Source organism: Streptomyces marianii, from assembly GCF_005795905.1.
GTDB classification, from domain to species: Bacteria; Actinomycetota; Actinomycetes; order Streptomycetales; family Streptomycetaceae; genus Streptomyces; species Streptomyces marianii.
Genome location: NZ_VAWE01000001.1, coordinates 7301935 through 7318919 on the forward strand (window position 1 = coordinate 7301935; position 16985 = coordinate 7318919).

Annotated in this window: 17 protein-coding genes and 1 pseudogene; 10 read left to right on the forward strand and 8 right to left on the reverse strand. The window is 70.0% G+C overall.

Translation table 11 applies throughout. From position 1 onward, the window contains the following. Positions 1–26: 26 nt before the first annotated feature. The 9 genes from FEF34_RS33090 (at position 27) to FEF34_RS33130 (ending at position 8595) form a co-directional block, all read left to right on the forward strand. The gene (locus tag FEF34_RS33090) at positions 27–890 is read left to right on the forward strand and encodes a PhzF family phenazine biosynthesis isomerase (protein WP_138057873.1); all 864 of its coding nucleotides are present in this window, start codon (positions 27–29) and stop codon (positions 888–890) included. Between the two features lie 554 nt (positions 891–1444). Then, positions 1445–2257 (forward strand): hypothetical protein, encoded by an 813-nt coding sequence (locus FEF34_RS33095; protein ID WP_138056443.1) that lies wholly within the window; start codon positions 1445–1447, stop codon positions 2255–2257. A 288-nt stretch (positions 2258–2545) separates the two neighbouring features. Next, positions 2546–3400 (forward strand): HipA family kinase, encoded by an 855-nt coding sequence (locus tag FEF34_RS33100; RefSeq protein WP_138056444.1) that lies wholly within the window; start codon positions 2546–2548, stop codon positions 3398–3400. Continuing rightward, positions 3397–3792, forward strand: coding sequence for a DUF3037 domain-containing protein (locus tag FEF34_RS33105; protein ID WP_138056445.1), 396 nt, complete (start codon positions 3397–3399; stop codon positions 3790–3792). The genes FEF34_RS33100 and FEF34_RS33105 overlap by 4 nt, the downstream gene beginning before the upstream one ends. A 182-nt stretch (positions 3793–3974) precedes the next feature. After that, positions 3975–4736: a 3-oxoacyl-ACP reductase FabG gene (gene fabG, locus FEF34_RS33110; protein ID WP_138056446.1), complete on the forward strand. Its 762-nt coding sequence runs from the start codon at positions 3975–3977 to the stop codon at positions 4734–4736. A gap of 16 nt (positions 4737–4752) precedes the next feature. Then, positions 4753–5526: an SDR family oxidoreductase gene (locus FEF34_RS33115; RefSeq protein ID WP_138056447.1), complete on the forward strand. Its 774-nt coding sequence runs from the start codon at positions 4753–4755 to the stop codon at positions 5524–5526. 118 nt (positions 5527–5644) lie between these two features. Continuing rightward, complete coding sequence (locus FEF34_RS33120) at positions 5645–7225, forward strand: ABC transporter substrate-binding protein (protein WP_138056448.1); 1581 nt, start codon at positions 5645–5647, stop codon at positions 7223–7225. 100 nt (positions 7226–7325) lie between these two features. Next, positions 7326–8009: a uracil-DNA glycosylase gene (ung, locus tag FEF34_RS33125; RefSeq protein WP_138056449.1), complete on the forward strand. Its 684-nt coding sequence runs from the start codon at positions 7326–7328 to the stop codon at positions 8007–8009. Positions 8010–8118: 109 nt separating this feature from the next. Further along, a complete protein-coding gene (locus tag FEF34_RS33130; RefSeq protein ID WP_138056450.1) occupies positions 8119–8595 on the forward strand; it encodes a hypothetical protein in 477 nt (158 codons plus the stop codon). A gap of 54 nt (positions 8596–8649) precedes the next feature. Here the strand turns inward: FEF34_RS33130 and FEF34_RS33135 are convergent, their stop codons facing one another. From FEF34_RS33135 to FEF34_RS33155, 5 genes and pseudogenes are all read right to left on the reverse strand, one after another. Then, entirely contained in the window at positions 8650–9159 is a 510-nt protein-coding gene (locus FEF34_RS33135) for a DinB family protein (protein WP_138056451.1), read from the reverse strand. A gap of 173 nt (positions 9160–9332) precedes the next feature. Continuing rightward, positions 9333–9557, reverse strand: a complete 225-nt coding sequence (locus tag FEF34_RS33140) for a hypothetical protein (RefSeq protein ID WP_138056452.1) — start codon at positions 9555–9557, stop codon at positions 9333–9335. A gap of 23 nt (positions 9558–9580) precedes the next feature. Then, positions 9581–9796 (reverse strand): hypothetical protein, encoded by a 216-nt coding sequence (locus tag FEF34_RS33145; RefSeq protein WP_138056453.1) that lies wholly within the window; start codon positions 9794–9796, stop codon positions 9581–9583. A 150-nt stretch (positions 9797–9946) separates the two neighbouring features. Continuing rightward, positions 9947–10312, reverse strand: a complete 366-nt coding sequence (locus FEF34_RS33150; protein ID WP_138056454.1) for a hypothetical protein — start codon at positions 10310–10312, stop codon at positions 9947–9949. A 94-nt stretch (positions 10313–10406) separates the two neighbouring features. Continuing rightward, positions 10407–11387 (reverse strand): annotated as a pseudogene (locus FEF34_RS33155) (RHS repeat-associated core domain-containing protein); the annotation flags it as partial. A 511-nt stretch (positions 11388–11898) separates the two neighbouring features. On the opposite strand from FEF34_RS33155, the gene FEF34_RS33160 reads away from it, so the two are divergent. Beyond that, a complete protein-coding gene (locus FEF34_RS33160) occupies positions 11899–12804 on the forward strand; it encodes a Gfo/Idh/MocA family protein (RefSeq protein WP_138056456.1) in 906 nt (301 codons plus the stop codon). Here the strand turns inward: FEF34_RS33160 and lnt are convergent. The 3 genes from lnt to FEF34_RS33175 all read right to left on the reverse strand — a co-directional run bounded on the left by lnt (position 12728) and on the right by FEF34_RS33175 (position 16929). Further along, entirely contained in the window at positions 12728–14335 is a 1608-nt protein-coding gene (lnt, locus tag FEF34_RS33165; protein WP_138056457.1) for an apolipoprotein N-acyltransferase, read from the reverse strand. The genes FEF34_RS33160 and lnt overlap by 77 nt on opposite strands. 73 nt (positions 14336–14408) lie before the next feature. Next, complete coding sequence (locus FEF34_RS33170; RefSeq protein ID WP_171053183.1) at positions 14409–14867, reverse strand: nuclear transport factor 2 family protein; 459 nt, start codon at positions 14865–14867, stop codon at positions 14409–14411. Between the two features lie 49 nt (positions 14868–14916). Further along, positions 14917–16929, reverse strand: coding sequence for an APC family permease (locus tag FEF34_RS33175; RefSeq protein ID WP_138056458.1), 2013 nt, complete (start codon positions 16927–16929; stop codon positions 14917–14919). Positions 16930–16985 lie beyond the last annotated feature (56 nt).

Here is a 16985-nt window from a genome sequence, read left to right on the forward strand (position 1 = left end):
TGTGGCGATGGCGGAAGTATGAAGGCATGACCTTCCCAGCAACCGCCTCTGTCCTCCGCTACTCGGCGTTCGCATCCCGCCCTGGCGGCGGAAATCCGGCCGGCGTCGTCCTCGACGCCTCACCACTCGACGAGCAGCAGATGCTGGCGGTCGCCGCCGAGGTCGGGTACTCGGAGACCGTGTTCGTCACGTCGCGAGACGAGCAGCGGCGCCGGTTCACACTGCGCTACTTCAGCCCTCTCGCCGAGGTCGCCTTCTGCGGGCACGCAACCGTCGCCGCATCGGTGGCGCTCGCCGAGCGCATAGGCCCCGGCGATCTGGTCTACGACACACTCGCCGGCGAGATCAGGGTGGAGACCGTGGCCGATGGTCCAGGTCTTGTGAGGGCGACGCTGACCAGTGTCCCCACCCGATCCCGTCCGGCGCAGGCCGCCGAGGTGGACGCTGCGCTTTCGGCTCTGAGGTGGGGAAAGGCCGACCTTGACCCGGCGCTGCCGGCGCACGTGGCCTTCGGTGGTAACGAGCACCTGGTGCTCGCGGCTGCCACCCGTGCCCGACTGGCCGATCTCGACTACGATTTCGAGGCCCTCACGGCTGTCATGAAGATCCACGGCTGGACGACCGTGCACTTGGTCTGGCGCGAGAGTGACGGCCGCTTCCATGCGCGTGACCCCTTCCCCGTCGGGGGCGTCATCGAAGACCCGGCCACCGGAGCAGCGGCAGCCGCGTTCGGTGGCTATCTGCGTACGCTCGGCCTGGTGGCAGCGGCGGATACGATCGCCATCCGCCAAGGCGAGGACATGGGACGGCCGAGTGATCTGATCATCGAAGTGGACTCCCACGACCCTCGGGTGCGCGTTACCGGTCATGCCGTGCCGATCCCTGGTTGATCAGGACCTGGACCACCATCGGCACCGGCAGCGCCGACCGCAGACGCAGCGCCAACCTGCCTTCGTGGACAACGGCTTCAGCTCAGCGAGGGCGCCGCCGTCTCCTGGGCGCAGATGTCCGGGGACGACGACGATGCCCCGATGTGTTCCTCGCACTCCTGCAAACGGGCTGCCTACCGCCTGGCGCCGGCGCACGCCCGGCCGTCTGCGGGCGACCAGCCTGCATGACACGGATGCGCGCATCCGAGGTCGAAGCCCTGGCCGGCACCGGACAAGTCCCGTTCGAGAGGAGGGAACTGGGCGACATCGACGACGTCGGCGCCTTCCTCGGCCCGGACGTCGGCGAGAGCGCCCGCCACGGGCACCGCCTCGCCTCGGGCCCGGCAGGAAGGGGCCGTCCACGAGGGGTGGTACCGCCTCGAATGCGCAGATCGCGCAGTCGCTGGAGGGACGCCCTGCTTTCCGCGGTCCCGACCTCGATACAGGGGGCGGGGTCGGGACCGCCGTCACCACACCTGCCCGGATCATCGTTCACCCTCGGAGAAAGTGACCTCATGCTGCGACACCCGACCGTCCACAGGCTTGCCATCCTGGCGGGTACCACCACCGCCGCCTTCGCCCTGACCGCTCCCGCACACGCTGAACCTCAGCCGCTGGCCGCCGTCGACCTGGCCGAGAGCTATGTGCTCTCCGCTACCGACAGCACCCTCAACACCTACGGGGGCGGAGCCACGGCGCATCTCCACCGCAACGCCGAGGGTGTCACCGACGCCCGAGTGGAGTGCAGTCACTTCATCAGCCTTCTCACCACCCAGGCCTGGGCCAACATCGACACCGGCACGATCGTCGATCTGGTCGACGGGCCCGACGCCGGCACATTCTCCAACGCCGGTGAATGGCACGACGCCATCGTCGACGGGAGGAGTACCAACGACACTCCTGGCAGTGACAACACCGTGGCCTTGGTCCAGCGGCCCCAGTGGATGGACCCCAGCGGTGAGGTGCTGGTCCGGCGCGGCGACATCCTGGCGACAAAGCACCCGGCGGGCAATTCCACGAGCGGCCACATGGGCCTGGTCCAGTCGGTCGTGCCCATCTCCGAGACGGCCGACGACCACGATTCCAGCCAGTCGTCGTACGCCCAGTTCCGGGTCCGGATCACCGACTCCGCGGGCAGCCCCCACAGCGACGACACCCGGTCCGCCTACCCTGCCGGTGACCGGGACGGTATCGGAACGGGTGACATCCGTGTCCTCGTGGACCCGGTCACACGCCAGCCCGTGGCCTGGAAGTTCACGATGTCCACCGGTGCGACGATGCGCACCGAGGACATCGCGGTCGGAACTCTCATCGGCGGCGACAACTGAACCGCGGCATGGTGTCCGGCTGTGTGAGGCCGATCCAAGGCCGGGTAGTTAGCGACTACCCGGGCCTTGGAGGCCGATCCCTCGGAGTGGTCACCCTGACAATGGATCTTGATGGTCCAGGAAGGGATGTCCAGGTGGGCGGGCGGGTACATCGAGGGCCGTGCCATGACTTTGTCCCTTACCCGGGATCGCGGCTCCACCCGACCCGGGGCGGTTCGATTCCCCAGGCTGGACGGCACTGTGCTCGTCCGTCGATTGACAGGTAGCCAAGCCGTATAGCCTGGCGAAATGCTGACAGAAGTCACAGCGACCCGCTATGTCACGCCTTTGCGTGAGGGCGGCTCGCTCCCCGGGATCGTCGAGGCCGACGATCTCGGCACGTACGTCATGAAGTTCACGGGGGCCGGGCAGGGGCGCAAGACCCTGGTGGCCGAGGTCATCTGCGGGCAGCTCGGGCGCAGGCTCGGGCTGCGCGTGCCCGAACTGGTCCGGATGCAGCTCGACCCGGTCATCGGCCTGTCCGAGCCCGACCAGGAGGTGCAGGAACTGCTGAAGGCCAGCGGCGGGCTGAACCTCGGGATGGACTTCCTGCCCGGCTCGATCGGTTTCGATCCGCTCGCGTACGGAGTGGACTCCGCGGAGGCGGGCCGGGTCGTCTGGTTCGACGCACTGATCAACAATGTCGACCGGTCCTGGCGGAACCCCAACATGCTCGTGTGGCACGGCGACCTGTGGCTCATCGACCACGGCGCCACCATGATCTGGCACCACAGCTGGCCCGGGGCGGCGGCCTCGGCGGCGAAGCCGTACAACGCGTCCGACCATGCCCTCGCGCCGTTCCGGCCGGACATCGCGGGCGCCGCCGCCGCGCTGGCCCCGCTGGTCACCCGCGACCTGCTGACCGAGGTCGTCGCGGACGTCCCCGACGAATGGCTCGTGGACGAGCCCGGGTTCGACACCACCCACGCGGTCCGCCGCGCCTATGTGGAGGCCCTGCTGCCGCGGGCTGCCTCGATCCACGAGCGCATCACACTGGAGGCACCCTCCAGGCCCCGGCCGTCCCAGGCGCCGGGCTGGCTCACCGACCACCTCGGCCCCTGGCCGCACCCCACCGAGAAGAGCACGAAGGGCGGCGGCCAGTGACCCGGCACGATCCCAGGCGGGATGTCTTCGAGTACGCGCTGCTGCGCGTCGTCCCGCGCGTCGAGCGCGGTGAGTGCTTCAACGCGGGCGTGGTGGTGTACTGCCGCGCGAGGTCCTTCGTGGCCGCCCGCACCCTTCTGGACGAGACCAAACTGAGGGCGCTGGACCCGCGGGCCGACGTCACCGGTGTACGGGCGGCACTGCACGCCGTAGAGGGTGTCTGCCGTGGCGGTGAGGAGGCCGGGCAGGCGGCCCGGGACGACGCGGGCCGGCGCTTTCGCTGGCTGATCGCGCCCCGGTCCACCGTGGTCCAGCCGGGACCCGTGCACACCGGTCTGACCGCCGATCCGGAGGCCGAGGTCGAACGGCTGCTGGACGTCCTGGTGCGCTGAACGAGCCCATCGGAGGGGGCAAGTGACGGGGGGCACCCGGTGTGCCGTTGACACCGGGTGCCAGGGCTTCTAGCGTCTCGTCTGCTGAAGGTACTAAGCGGTCGCTCACCCTCTCGGGTCGAGTCGACGGGCCGTGCCGGGCGAGCCGTATCCAAGGGATCCGAGGGCGAGGAGAACCAACCATGTCCAGCAACGAGCAGCGCGTCGCGATCGTGACGGGGGCGGCGCGCGGCATTGGCGCCGCCACCGCCGTGCGCCTGGCGGCCGAGGGCCGTGCCGTGGCCGTACTCGACCTCGACGAGGCGGCCTGCAAGGACACCGTCGAGAAGATCACCTCGGCGGGCGGCAAGGCGATCGCGGTCGGCTGCGACGTCTCGGACTCCGCCCAGGTGGAGGCCGCCGTGGAGCGGGTCGCCGCCGAGCTCGGCGCGCCGACCGTCCTCGTCAACAACGCGGGCGTGCTCCGCGACAACCTGCTGTTCAAGATGAGCGAGTCCGACTGGGACATCGTGATGAACGTGCACCTCAAGGGTGCGTTCCTGATGGCCAGGGCGTGCCAGAAGCACATGGTCGACGCGGGCTTCGGCCGTATCGTCTCCCTCTCCTCCAGCTCCGCGCTGGGGAACCGGGGGCAGGCGAACTACTCGGCGGTCAAGGCCGGTCTGCAGGGCTTCACCAAGACCCTCGCCAAGGAACTCGGCAAGTTCGGCGTCACCGCCAACGCCGTCGCACCCGGCTTCATCGTCACGGAGATGACCGCCCAGACCGCCGCCCGGGTCGGCATGGGCTTCGAGGAGTTCCAGGCCGCCGCCGCCACCCAGATCCCGGTCCAGCGGGTCGGTCGGCCGGAGGACGTCGCGGCCGCGATCGCCTTCTTCACCGGCGACGACGCCGGCTTCGTCTCGGGCCAGGTCATGTACGTGGCCGGCGGCCCGCTCAACTGAACCGGAGGCGACCGACATGACCGCACAGGAGCGAGAGCTTCCCCCGCTGTCCGGCAAGGCGGCCCTGGTGACGGGCGGCAGCCGCGGTATCGGCTACGGCGTCGCCGAGGCGCTCGTCGCCCGCGGCGACCGGGTGTGCATCACCGGCCGTGGCGAGGACGCGCTGAAGGAGGCCGTCGAGAGCCTCGGCGCGGACCGGGTGATCGCCGTCGCGGGCAAGGCCCACGACGAGGCGCACCAGGCCGTCGCCGTCGAACGCGCCATGGAGGCGTTCGGCCGGGTCGACTTCCTCGTGAACAACGCCGGCACCAACCCGGTGTTCGGCCCCATCGCGGAGCTCGATCTCAACGTCGCCCGCAAGGTGTTCGAGACGAACGTGATCTCGGCGCTCGGCTTCGCCCAGCAGACCTGGAAAGCCTGGCAGAAGGAGAACGGCGGCGCGATCGTGAACATCGCGTCCGTCGCGGGACTCTCCGCGTCCCCCTTCATCGGGGCGTACGGCATGAGCAAGGCGGCCATGGTCAATCTGACCCTCCAGCTGGCGCACGAGTTCGCGCCGGCGGTCCGGGTCAACGCGATCGCCCCCGCCGTGATCAAGACGAAGTTCGCCGAGGCGCTGTACGAGGGCCGGGAGGCCGAGGCCGCCGCGGCGTACCCGATGGGCCGGCTCGGTGTCCCGTCGGACATCGGCGGGGCCGCGGCGTTCCTCACATCCGACCAATCGGACTGGATCACGGGGCAGACACTCGTGGTGGACGGCGGTATCTTTCTCAACGCCGGAGTCCACTGAGTCGATTTCTACCTGAATGGCTCGGGATAGCCCTAAGTGCCCCGCCGGACCACCACGTTGTTCCGGCGGGGCACTGCGGTATGGTTCGCCGACCCATGGCTGAACGAGGAGCGTGCACGTGTTCAACCGGACGATGCTGCAGGCGGCTGCAGCCCTTGCGTCCATATCCCTGGTGGCGGGATGCGGTCTGTTTTCGGACGACGACGCCGATGGGGCGCAGCACGTAGTGGTCGGTACGATGAGTGCACCCAGCACACTCGACCCGGCCGCCGCGTGGGACAGCTCCTGGGAGCTGTACCGCAACGTCTTCCAGACTCTTCTCAGCTTCCCGACCGGAAGCACCACCCCCCAGCCGGACGCGGCCGAGAAGTGCAAATTCACCAATCCGGCCAATACCGCATTCCAGTGCACCCTCCGTGAGGGCCTGACCTTCTCCAACGGTCACCCGCTCGACGCGGCCGCGGTCAAGCACTCCATCGACCGCATCCAGAGGATCGATGTGGACAGCGGTCCCAACGGTCTCCTCGGCTCGCTCCGCGAGGTCAAGCAGGAGGACGACCGGACCGTCACCTTCCACCTGACCAAGCCCGACGCCACCTTCCCGTTCATCCTCGCCACGCCCGCGATGTCCCTGGTGGACCCGGCCGAGTACCCCGCGGACAAGCTCCGGGAGGACGGCAAGCTCACCGGCTCCGGCCCGTACGTCCTGGAGTCCTACCAGGAGAGCTCGAAGGCGGAGCTGAAGAAGAACACCCGCTACAACGGGTTCGCGGACCGCAAGAACGACGCCGTCACGATCCGCTACTTCAAGCGCTCGGAAGCCATGGTGGCCGCGCTCAAGAGCAAGGAGATCGACGCCACCTACCTCGGTCTGACCGCGGAGGAAGTGGCCGATCTCCAGGAGAAGAAGAAGGCGAACGAGGGCCTCCAGATCGTGGAGAGCCCCGGTGTCGACATCCGCTACCTGGTGTTCAACCCCAAGGATCCCTCCGTCCGCGATGTCGAGGTCCGCCAGGCGATCGCCCAGCTGATCGACCGCGGCGAGCTCATCAACAAGGTGTACCGGGGCACGGCCGAGCCGCTGTACTCCATGGTCCCCAAGGGCATCGCCGGCCACGCGACCAGCTTCTTCGACAAGTACGGCGACCCCAGTGCGGCGAAGGCGCGGGACATCCTCGATGAAGCGGGCATCAAGACACCGGTCCGGCTCGACTTCTGGTTCACCACTGACCGCTACGGCTCCGCCACCGCCGCCGAGTTCGCCGAGATCAAGCGGCAGCTGGAGCAGTCCCAGCTGTTCGAGGTCTCGATCCAGGGCAAGCCCTGGAAGGACTTCCAGGAGGGCTACCAGAAGGGCAGCTATCCGGTCTTCGGACGAGGCTGGTTCCCCGACTTCCCGGACCCCGACAACTTCATCGCGCCGTTCGTCGGCAAGGAGAACGTGCTCGGGACGCCCTACGAGAGCCCTGAGATCACCCAGCAGCTGCTGCCGCAGACCCGTCAGCTGAGCGATCGCGGTGCGGTGTCCAAGAAGTTCGAGCGGGCCCAGACGATCCTGGTCGAGGACGTGCGCCTGCTCCCACTGTGGCAGGGCAAGATCAACATCGCGTCCCGGGAGGAGATCGCGGGTTCCGAGCGTGCCCTGGACCCGCAGATGATCATGCAGCTCTGGACGCTGCACCGCCAGACCAGCTGGTAGTGCGGATCCGACCTCCGCACGCCCCACTGCCGGGAGCGTTGTCAGTGGCCGCGTATAGGTTGGGTCGTCGGTAACTGATCGCACACCGGAGGTTGTTGACGTGACCGACACCGACATGCTGCCCGAGTCCTGGCGCGGCGTCCTGGGCGAGGAGCTCCAGAAGCCGTACTTCAAGGAGCTCGTCGACTTCGTCGAGGACGAGCGCGCCAGGGGGCCGGTGTACCCGCCTCGCGAGGACGTCTTCGCGGCGCTGGAGGCCACGCCCTACGACCGGGTGAAGGTGCTGGTTCTGGGGCAGGACCCTTATCACGGTGAGGGGCAGGGGCACGGCCTCTGCTTCTCCGTGCGCCCCGGTGTGAGGGTCCCTCCCTCGCTGCGGAACATCTACAAGGAGATGAAGGAGGAGCTCGGTCTGCCGGTGCCGGACAACGGCTGCCTGACGCCGTGGGCCGAGCAGGGCGTCCTGCTGCTCAACGCGGTGCTGACCGTCCGCGCCGGAGAGGCGAACTCCCACAAGGGCAAGGGCTGGGAGAAGTTCACCGACGCGGTGATCCGTGCGGTCGCCTCCCGGCCGGACCCGGCCGTCTTCGTGCTGTGGGGGAACTACGCCCAGAAGAAGCTGCCGCTGATCGACGACACGCGCCATGTGGTGGTGAAGGGCGCGCACCCCTCGCCGCTGTCCGCGAAGCGATTCTTCGGGTCCCGTCCGTTCACCCGCATCAACGAGGCGGTCGCCGCCCAGGGCCACGACGCCATCGACTGGCGCATCCCGGACCTGGGCTGACGGTTGGCGCACCTGGCTGACAGGTTCGGGTCACCGCCCGAGCCTGTGCCGGATTGCCTCCGGCGGCGGCTAGCGTCGGGAGGACGCGTCGAGGTGCTGGAGGGCCGCAGTGGTGGAGCAGCAGGGGGCGTCGGGTGACGCGGTCATGACCACCAGGATCGGGCAGGCGATCATGCTGCTCCACGGCGGGGACCGCGAGGAGGCACGCAACCGTTTCTCCGCGCTGTGGGCACAGCTCGGCCAGGAAGGCGATCCCCTGCACCGCTGCACGCTCGCCCACTATCTGGCGGACACCCAGGACGATCCCGGAGACGAGCTCGCCTGGGACCTCCGGGCGCTCGCGGCCGCCGAGGCGCTCACCGAAGAGCGCCCGGTGCGGCACGAGGCCGCCGTCGCCGCGCGCGGGCTCTATCCCTCGCTCCATCTGAATCTGGCCGCCGACTATCTGAAGCTGCATCGCCCCGAGGCCGCCCGGGCCCATCTGGACCGTGCCAGGGCGTCCTCGGCCGCACTCGGGGACGACGGCTACGGCGATGGGGTGCGGGCGGCCATCGACCGGCTGGACCGGCGGTTGTCCGGCCTCTGACGTCGCGCCCGACAACCTGGGGCGCCGCCTGACGCGACGGGTGGTGGGGTCGTCTCAGGCTCCCGTGGCCCCGTCGATCCGCTCCCTGAGGAGATCCGCGTGTCCGTTGTGCCGGGCGTACTCCTCGATCATGTGGACGTAGATCCAGCGGAGGCTGAACCGCTTGCCGTGCCGCTCCTCCTTGGAGGTGTCGTCCAGGGACCGTGACGCGGCCAGCTCGCGGGCCCGTTCGATCTCGGCACGCCAGACGGTCTCCGCCGCCTCGAAGGTGTCCGCCGACCCGAGGTGGAACTCCCCGTCCGGATCCTCGTCGCTGAAGTAGAGGGGTGGGGCGGCCTCACCCTCGAGGACCCTGCGGAACCAGATCCGCTCGACCTCGGCCATGTGCCGCACCAGTCCGAGCAGGCTCAGCCCGGACGGCGGCACCGAGGTCTCCCGCAGCTGCTCGTCGCCGAGTCCGGCGCACTTGAGGGCGAGGGTCTCGCGGTGGAAGTCGAGCCAGCCCTCCAGCATCTCCCGCTCGCCCGCGATCGTGGACACCTCGGTCCGTTCCCATGTCGTCATGGCCCGATCCTCGACGACGCGCACGACCCGCCGCCAGTGGTTTCGGCCCTCTGCCCCGAAGCTGCGTCGAAGTGACGAACGGCTCTCCGCAGGTCCGCCGCCGGTGATGGGCGTCACCCGCGACCACTTCGCCGAGGGCCGTGGTCGGCGTACAGGACGGCGAAGGCCTGCCGTCACGAGAAAACGAGGAACATGACACCGAAGACGGTGGCGAATCCACCGAGCGCGACACAGCCGCGCCCCACCATCCTGAAGGCCCACACGCTGCGTTCGTCGCCGGGCATCAGGTTGATCGGCGAGGCCAGGAGACGGTCGGCCAGGCCTCGGTGGTTGCGTACCCACGCCAGCCCGAACAGCAGCCAGCCCAGGCCGAGAAACAGGGGAACTATACGCATCATCGGTGATCCCTAACTCGGGTCTGCTACGGGAGTGCCAGTACGAAGGACAGACCGAAGAGCATGACGACAAGTCCGACGACTATCCATCCGAGGCCCATCAGCCTGGCCATCACCAGGGGATATCGGTCCATTCGGCTCGCACGTCCCCGGAGGTCGAGAGCGACGGCGCCACCGAGGGCGAGGAAGCAGATTCCGAGGCCCATGAAGAGCCCTCCGAAGATCCAGGTGAGTGCTGTCATGGGATTTGCTCCTGAGCCCTTCTCGGAAGATCGGGACGACACGCCAGGGACGTTCATATGCCCCGCCCGGACGGGCGCCCTCCGGCGGGTTCTTCCCGCCGGAGGGCGCCGACGCGGCAGGCCGTGTCCGGTTGGCCGGTGGCGGTTCGGTCAGGGATTGCAGCCTGGTCTGAAACTGCAGGTCAAGGTGTGGTTGAGGCCTACCTCCGCCCCCGCCTCGATGCCGACGCCGGTCCCCGCTGTGACAGCCCAGACAGGCTCGCCCTCACTGTTTCGCACCAGCCCCCGCTCGGGGTGGAGGTTGATGGCATTCTCGTGGTTGACGAAGCCATCGACCTTGTAGTGCAGGGACAGCTCCTTGTCCAGACCGTAGCCCGCGAGCTGGTCCATGCCGTCGGCGTTGCTGACGAGGAGCCCGCCGTCCAGGGAGGCGCCTGCCCCGGGGCCGGACAGCCCCACGGAGGTGCTGCCGCCCAGGTCCCACCCGTCAGGGCCGTGAGTGACGATGACACACAACTCGCCGGAGGCCATGAGCCATTTTCCGCCCGACGCGCTGCCGCAGAAGCCGAAGGTGTTCGGGACGGTTCCGATGCCGATGATCTCGGTGATCTTTGACCAGCGGATCAGCGGCGGGCAGGCGGAGCCGAGTACCGGTCGCCCGGTTGAGGCTGTCGTAGGCGGTGACCGACTTCGTGTACGCCAGGCCCGTCTTCCCCCCGACGTAGCGGGTGCTGGAGGCGGGCTGCCCCTTGAGCACGGTGTCGTAGGTGTAGGACGTCAGCTGTTCGGCGTCCGTCTTCTCACCGGACCAGGTCCCGAGGCTCCGGCCGAGTGCGTCGTACTCGGTGAGGATGCTGTGGCCCCGCGTGTCCGTTGCCTTGATCACCCGGTCGAGGCCGTCGTACGCGAGTGTGGACGCTCCCTTGTCCGGATCGTCGGCCGACACCATGCGGCCGTTCAGGTCGTACGCGCTGTTCCATCGAGCGCCGTCGGGGCCGGTGACCGACTCCTTCTTGTCGTCGAGGCTGTACGTGAACTTCGTCGCGGTGTACGGGGTTCCCAGACCGCCGCCGTACGCGGGGTCTGCCGGGTTCACTCCCGCGTACTCGCGGCTCTCCGTCGTACGGCCGCGGGCGTCCGTGATCGTGCGTTCCGCCGTTCCGCCCTGCACGGCCGTGGTGGCGGTGGAGTCACCGGTGTACGTGGTGCCGGTCGACCACTTCTTCACGCCGTACACGTGCAGCGTGCTGGTGGTGGCCCGCTCGGCACCGTCGTAGACGGTCTCCGTCTGGGTGGGCGCCTCGCCGTACTCGGCGCGTGTGTAGGTGCCGTTCGGTTCCGTGGTGCTGTCGAAGATGTCGGAGCAGGTCCCGTAGGCGAGGCCCCGGGAGTCGTAGCGGGTGTCGGTCAGCAGCCGGCCGCCCTGCGGGGTCGGCGCCTGGTCCTGCAGCTTGCGCAGCAGCGCGTCGTGGATCGCGTAGGTGGTGTTGTAGGTCTCGCCGTCGGCCTTGAGCGTGGCCGTCGACACCCAGGACGCCTTGGTGTTGCTGAGGAGGTACCGGAACTTCTGGCGGCGCCAGGCGGCGCCGCTGTAGACGTACTGCTGCTCCAGGCCGTCGTTCTGGCCGGCCGGGTCCGAGGTGCTCACCGCGAGGACACGGTACTTGTGGACCCAGTCCACGGACGCGGTGGTGGACCCGTTGACGTTCCAGTACTGCGGGAAGCAGTTGCGGGTGTTGGTGTCCTCCGCGGCGCCGACGACCTGGCTGCGTACGCACTCGGCCGCGGAAAGGGTGACCGTGGTGATCGCACCCGTCTCCGAGGTGACCGTCGAGACACGGGGACGGGTCAGCGGCGGGATGTCGTCCGTACCGTCCACACGGTTCGGACGCATCCGGTACGTGAACGAGATCGGGTCCATCCCGATGGCCGTGCCCGCCTTGGCGGTCCGCTTGATCGATTGGAGTGTCAGGGATCGTCCTCCGCGGTCCCGACGGCATCGCCGACTGGCGGCGGCCCGGGCGGACGTATGCTGCCGGGGCGGAGCGGACGGCTGCGCCGCGCTGACGGCAGGCAGGACAGGGCGGACTGAGGAGGTCCAGGTGAAGGTCGGCTGCATCGGGCTCGGGGACATCGCGCAGAAGGCCTATCTGCCGGTCCTCACCACCCTGCCGGGCGTCGAACTGCATCTGCAGACCCGGACGACGGCCACCCTCGACCGGGTCGCGGCGGCCCACCGCATCCCAGGCGGCCAGTGCCACACCACCCTGGGCTCCCTCCTCGCCGCCGGGCTCGACGCCGCCTTCGTCCACGCCCCGACCACCGTGCACCCCGGGATCGCGACCCGGCTGCTGGAGGCCGGAGTCCCCACGTACGTCGACAAGCCCCTCGCGTACGAACTCGACGACTCGCAGCGGCTGGTGGAGCTCTCCGAACGGACCCGCACCAGTCTCGCGGTCGGCTTCAACCGGCGCTTCGCCCCCGGGTACGCCCAGTGCCTGGAGCACCCGCGCGATCTCATCCTCATGCGGAAGAACCGGGTCGGCCTCCCCGAGGACCCCCGCACCCTCGTGCTCGACGACTTCATCCACGTCGTCGACACCCTGCGCTTCCTGCTCCCCGGGCCGGTCGAGCACACCGGCGTACGGGCCCGGGTCCGCGACGGGCGCATGCACCACGTGGTGCTGCAGCTGTCGGGGGACGGGTTCACCGCCGTCGGCATGATGAACCGGATGAGCGGCTCCGCCGAGGAGATCCTCGAGGTCTCCGGACAGGACACCAAGCGTGAGGTACTCAACCTCGCGGAGGTCGTCGACCACAAGGGCCAGCCGTCGGTGCGGCGGCGCGGCGACTGGGTGCCGGTCGCCCGGCAGCGCGGTATCGAGCAGGTCGTGCTCACCTTCCTCGACGCCGTCCGCGCGGAGAAGTTCCTCAGCGCCCAGGACGCACTGGCGACCCATGAGCTGTGTGAGCGGGTGGTGCGGGAGGCACTGGAGCAGGCCTTCTGAGGGCGCGCAGCCCCTCGGCCGCGCAGAACGCCCCCAGCGCGGCCAGCGCGCCGTACACCGCCCAGTCCCCGAACCGGGCGTACGGCGTCGTGGCCCGGGCGAGCGGGATCTCGTAGACGGCCGCGGCGCTCTCGTCCGTACCGAGTCGGGGGCCCAGCCGCTCCCCCTCCGGCCCGTACACCGCGCTCACGCCCGTCAGGGTGGCGTGCACCATCGGCCGCCCCGTCTCCGCAGCCCTCAGCGCCGCCAGCGAGGCGTGCTGAGCGGGCGCCCAGCTGTCCTGGAACGTGGAGGTCGCGGACTGCGCCACGAGGAGTTCGGCGCCGCTCCTCGCGAGCCTTCTGCTCATGTCGGGGAACGCCGACTCGAAGCACACCAGCGGCCCCACCCGCAGCCCTGCCCGGCCCTCGTCGCCCGGCAGCACCATCACCACCTGCTCGCGGCCGCGCATCCGGTCCTCGCCCGCGGCCCTGCCCACCGACGTGGCCCAGCCGAGGATGGTGCGGAACGGCACGTACTCGCCGAACGGCACGAGCCGCATCTTGTCGTAGCGGTCGCCGGTCGGGCCGCCGGGACCCACCAGCACGCTGCTCTTGTAGATGCCCGGCCGGTCCGAGCGCCGGGCGTCGACGTTCACCAGCACCTCGGCGCCCACCTCGCGGGACAGCGCGGCGAGCCGCGCCGCGAGGTCGCGCCGCGCCGCCAGATCCGCGCCGACACTGCTCTCGCCCCACACCACGAGGTCCAGCCGCTGTCCCGCCAGCTGCCGGGTGAGCTCCTCACTGCGGGCGAATCGCCGCTCCGCCCCGCCCAGGCCGTTGAGGACCCCCGGCTGGACGACTGCCACACGGATCACCCCGCCCGGCCGGTCCGGTCGCGGTGCCCACAGCCATACCGCGCCCACCGCCAGCGCGCAGGCCGAGACGGCCGCGACCGCCGGGATCCGCGCGTGCGGAACGGCCACCAGCACGGCCACCGCGCTGTTCACCGCCACCACGAGCAGCGTCACCAGCCAGACGCCGCCCACCGAGGCCAGTCGCAGCGCCGGCTGGACCTGCCACTGGCTCGCCCCCAGCAGTCCCCACGGCCCGCCCAGCCCCTCCCAGGACCTGACCAGTTCGATCGCCAGCCAGCCCGAGGGGACGACGACGACCGCCACCGCCGCCCGCCGGGGGGAGGGACGGCCGCCCAGTGCCGTCCGGACCAGAAGTCCCCACGGGGCCCACAGCAGCCCGAGCAGAGCCGCCAGGACCACGATGAAGACATGCAGGTTCGGCATCAACCAGTGGTGCACGGCGATCATGAAGCCGGTGCCGCCGAGCCAGCCGTCCAGAGCGGCCCGGCGGGCCGTGGGAGCGGTACGGACGAGCAGCAGCCACGGTACGAGCGCCACGTAGGCGAACCACCACAACCCGGGGTCGGGGAACGCGAGGGCGGGCAGCGCGCCCGCCGTCACCCCGGCCGCGCCGCGCCACCACGGCGACGACAGCAGCCGCGTCAGCTGCTCCCGCCGGCCCACCGGAATCCGCATGCGGCGCCTCCACGAGAGCGATGTCTGTCTCCAGTGTGAGGGAGCGGCCCGCGGCCGGGACAGGCCACGTCGATCATTCGGCCGCGCGGAGGAACGCGGCACGCCGCCACTTCTCGTGCACGGTGACCGAGCTCAGCCGCCAGCCGTCGTCCCCGCGTGCCAGCTCGAACGAGTAGCGGCCGCCGGCCACGAAGTCGTCGCCCGACTCCAGCCGCATCGGATTGACGTAGTCCGCCTGCACGTCCGCCCGGTCTCCCGGGCAGCCGTCCACGTCCCGCAGACGTACTCGCCGGTTCACGATCAGATGCTGGCGCACGGGGAACAGCCGCATCTTCTTCGCGAGCCAGCCCGCCACCTCGGCCGCGGGTCCCTCGACGCCTCCGGCGCCGCGGTAGTCGGCACGCCCGTCGCGGGTGAACAGTGCCCGGTAGGCGGGCCAGTCGGCGTCGTCCACGGCCACCGCGTACCGGGTGACGACTTCGTCGATGGCCAGCCGGTCCATCACGGTCGCGAGATCCACGCGCTGCGTCATCGGCCAAGTGTCGGGCAGCGGGGGCGTGGCGCCAAGAGGCCCGGCACGGTCAGGAGCGGGGAGGCGGGACCGGTTCGCCCCGGCGCACCGCGCCCGGGGCACGGGCGGCGGGATGGTCGGCGAGGGCGGCGGACTCCAGTCGCCAGGGGACGCTCGTCACCATCACACCGGGCGTGAACAGCAGCCGGCTCTTCAGCCACAGTGCGGACTGGTTGTGCAGCACGTTCTCCCACCAGTGGCCCACGACGTACTCGGGGATGAACACCGCGACGACATCCCTCGGGCTCTCGCGCCGGATCGACCGCACGTACAGCAGTACCGGGCCGGTGATCTCCCGGTAGGGCGAGTCCAGGACCTTCAGCGGGACATCGATCCCGGCCTCCTCCCACTGCCGCTTCAGCTCCGCTGCGGACTCCCGGTCGACGGCAACGGTCAGCGCCTCCAGCCGGTCCGGACGGGTGGCCCGGGCGTACGCGAGCGCCCGCAGCGTGGCCTTGTGCAGCCGGGAGACCAGAACCACCGTCAGGACCCGGGAGGGTGGCGCGAGCTCCTTGCGAGGGTCGGTGACCGCCAGTTCGGCCGCCGTCGTGTCGTAGTGCCTGCGGATGCCCCGCATCGTCACCCACAGCACCGCGGCCGCGAGGACGGCCAGCCAGGCTCCCTCGGTGAACTTGGTCAGCAGCACGATCACCAGCACCAGTGCCGTGATGACCGCGCCGGTCCCGTTGACGACCCGGGACGTGCGGTGACGGCGGCGCAGCCGGGGATCCGTCTCCGTGCGCAGTTCACGGCCCCAGTGCAGGACCATGCCGGTCTGACAGAGCGTGAAGGAGGTGAACACACCGAGGATGTAGAGGTGGATGAGACTCGTGACGTTCGCGCGGTAGGCCCACAGCAGTACGCCTGCCACGACCGCGAGCGCCAGGATGCCGTTGGAGAAGGCGAGCCGGTCACCCCGGTTGTGCAACTGGCGGGGCAGGTAGCGGTGCTGCGCGAGGATCGAGGCGAGCAGCGGGAAGCCGTTGAAGGCGGTGTTGGCGGCGAGGATCAGGACGAGCGCGGTGGCGGCCTGGACGTAGAAGAAGCCGAAGCTGCCCTCCCCGCCGAACACGGCGGCGGCCAGTTGCGCGATGACGGTGCGCTGGGTGTAGTTCTCGCAGTCTGGCAGGCCCGTCAGCCGGCAGGGGTCGTCGGTGACGCGGACGTCGGCGACGATCGCGAGCGTGGTGACGCCGACGAACATCGTCACGGCGATGAGCCCCATCGCGGCCATGGTGGCGGCCGCGTTGCGCGACTTCGGCCTGCGGAACGCGGGCACGCCGTTCGAGATCGCCTCCACGCCGGTCAGCGCGGTGCAGCCGCTGGTGAAGGCCCGCAGGACCAGCATCACCAGGGCGAGACCGACCAGGTTCGCCTCCGCCGGGACCGGCTCGATCCCGTACTGCGCGGTCGCCGCCACCGGAGGATCGCCGAGGAGGTAGCGGAGCAGTCCCGTCCCGCACATCAGGAGCACCCCGGCGACGAACAGATACGTCGGCGCGGCGAACGCCCGGCCCGACTCGCGCACTCCGCGCAGGTTGACCGCGGTCAGCAGCCCGACGAAGACCAGTGCCATCGGCACGCGGTACCCGGCCAGCGCCGGCACCGCCGAGATGACGTTGTCGACACCGGAGGCCACGGACACGGCCACGGTCATCACATAGTCGACCAGCAGCGCCGCGGCGACCACGAGTCCGGCCGAGGACCCGAGGTTGGTCGAGGCGACCTCGTAGGACCCGCCGCCGCTCGGGTAGGCGTGCACCACCTGGCGGTAGGACAGCACGACCACGGTCATCAGGAACACGACAGCGGCCGCGATCCACGGGGTGAAGTGCAGGTACGCCAGCCCGCCCAGAGTGAGGACCAGCAGGATCTCCTGCGTCGCGTAGGCCACCGAGGAGAGCGGGTCCGAGGCGAAGATCGGCAGCGCCAGCCGCTTGGGCAGCAGCGTCTCGCCGAGTTCCTCGCTCCGCAGCGCGCGGCCCAGGACCAGCCGCTTGAGGAACGCCGTCACGTTGGACACGGCGCGAGGTTATGCGCGGGACCCGCCACGGCCCCGCCCCGCCGCGCCGTGGCGCG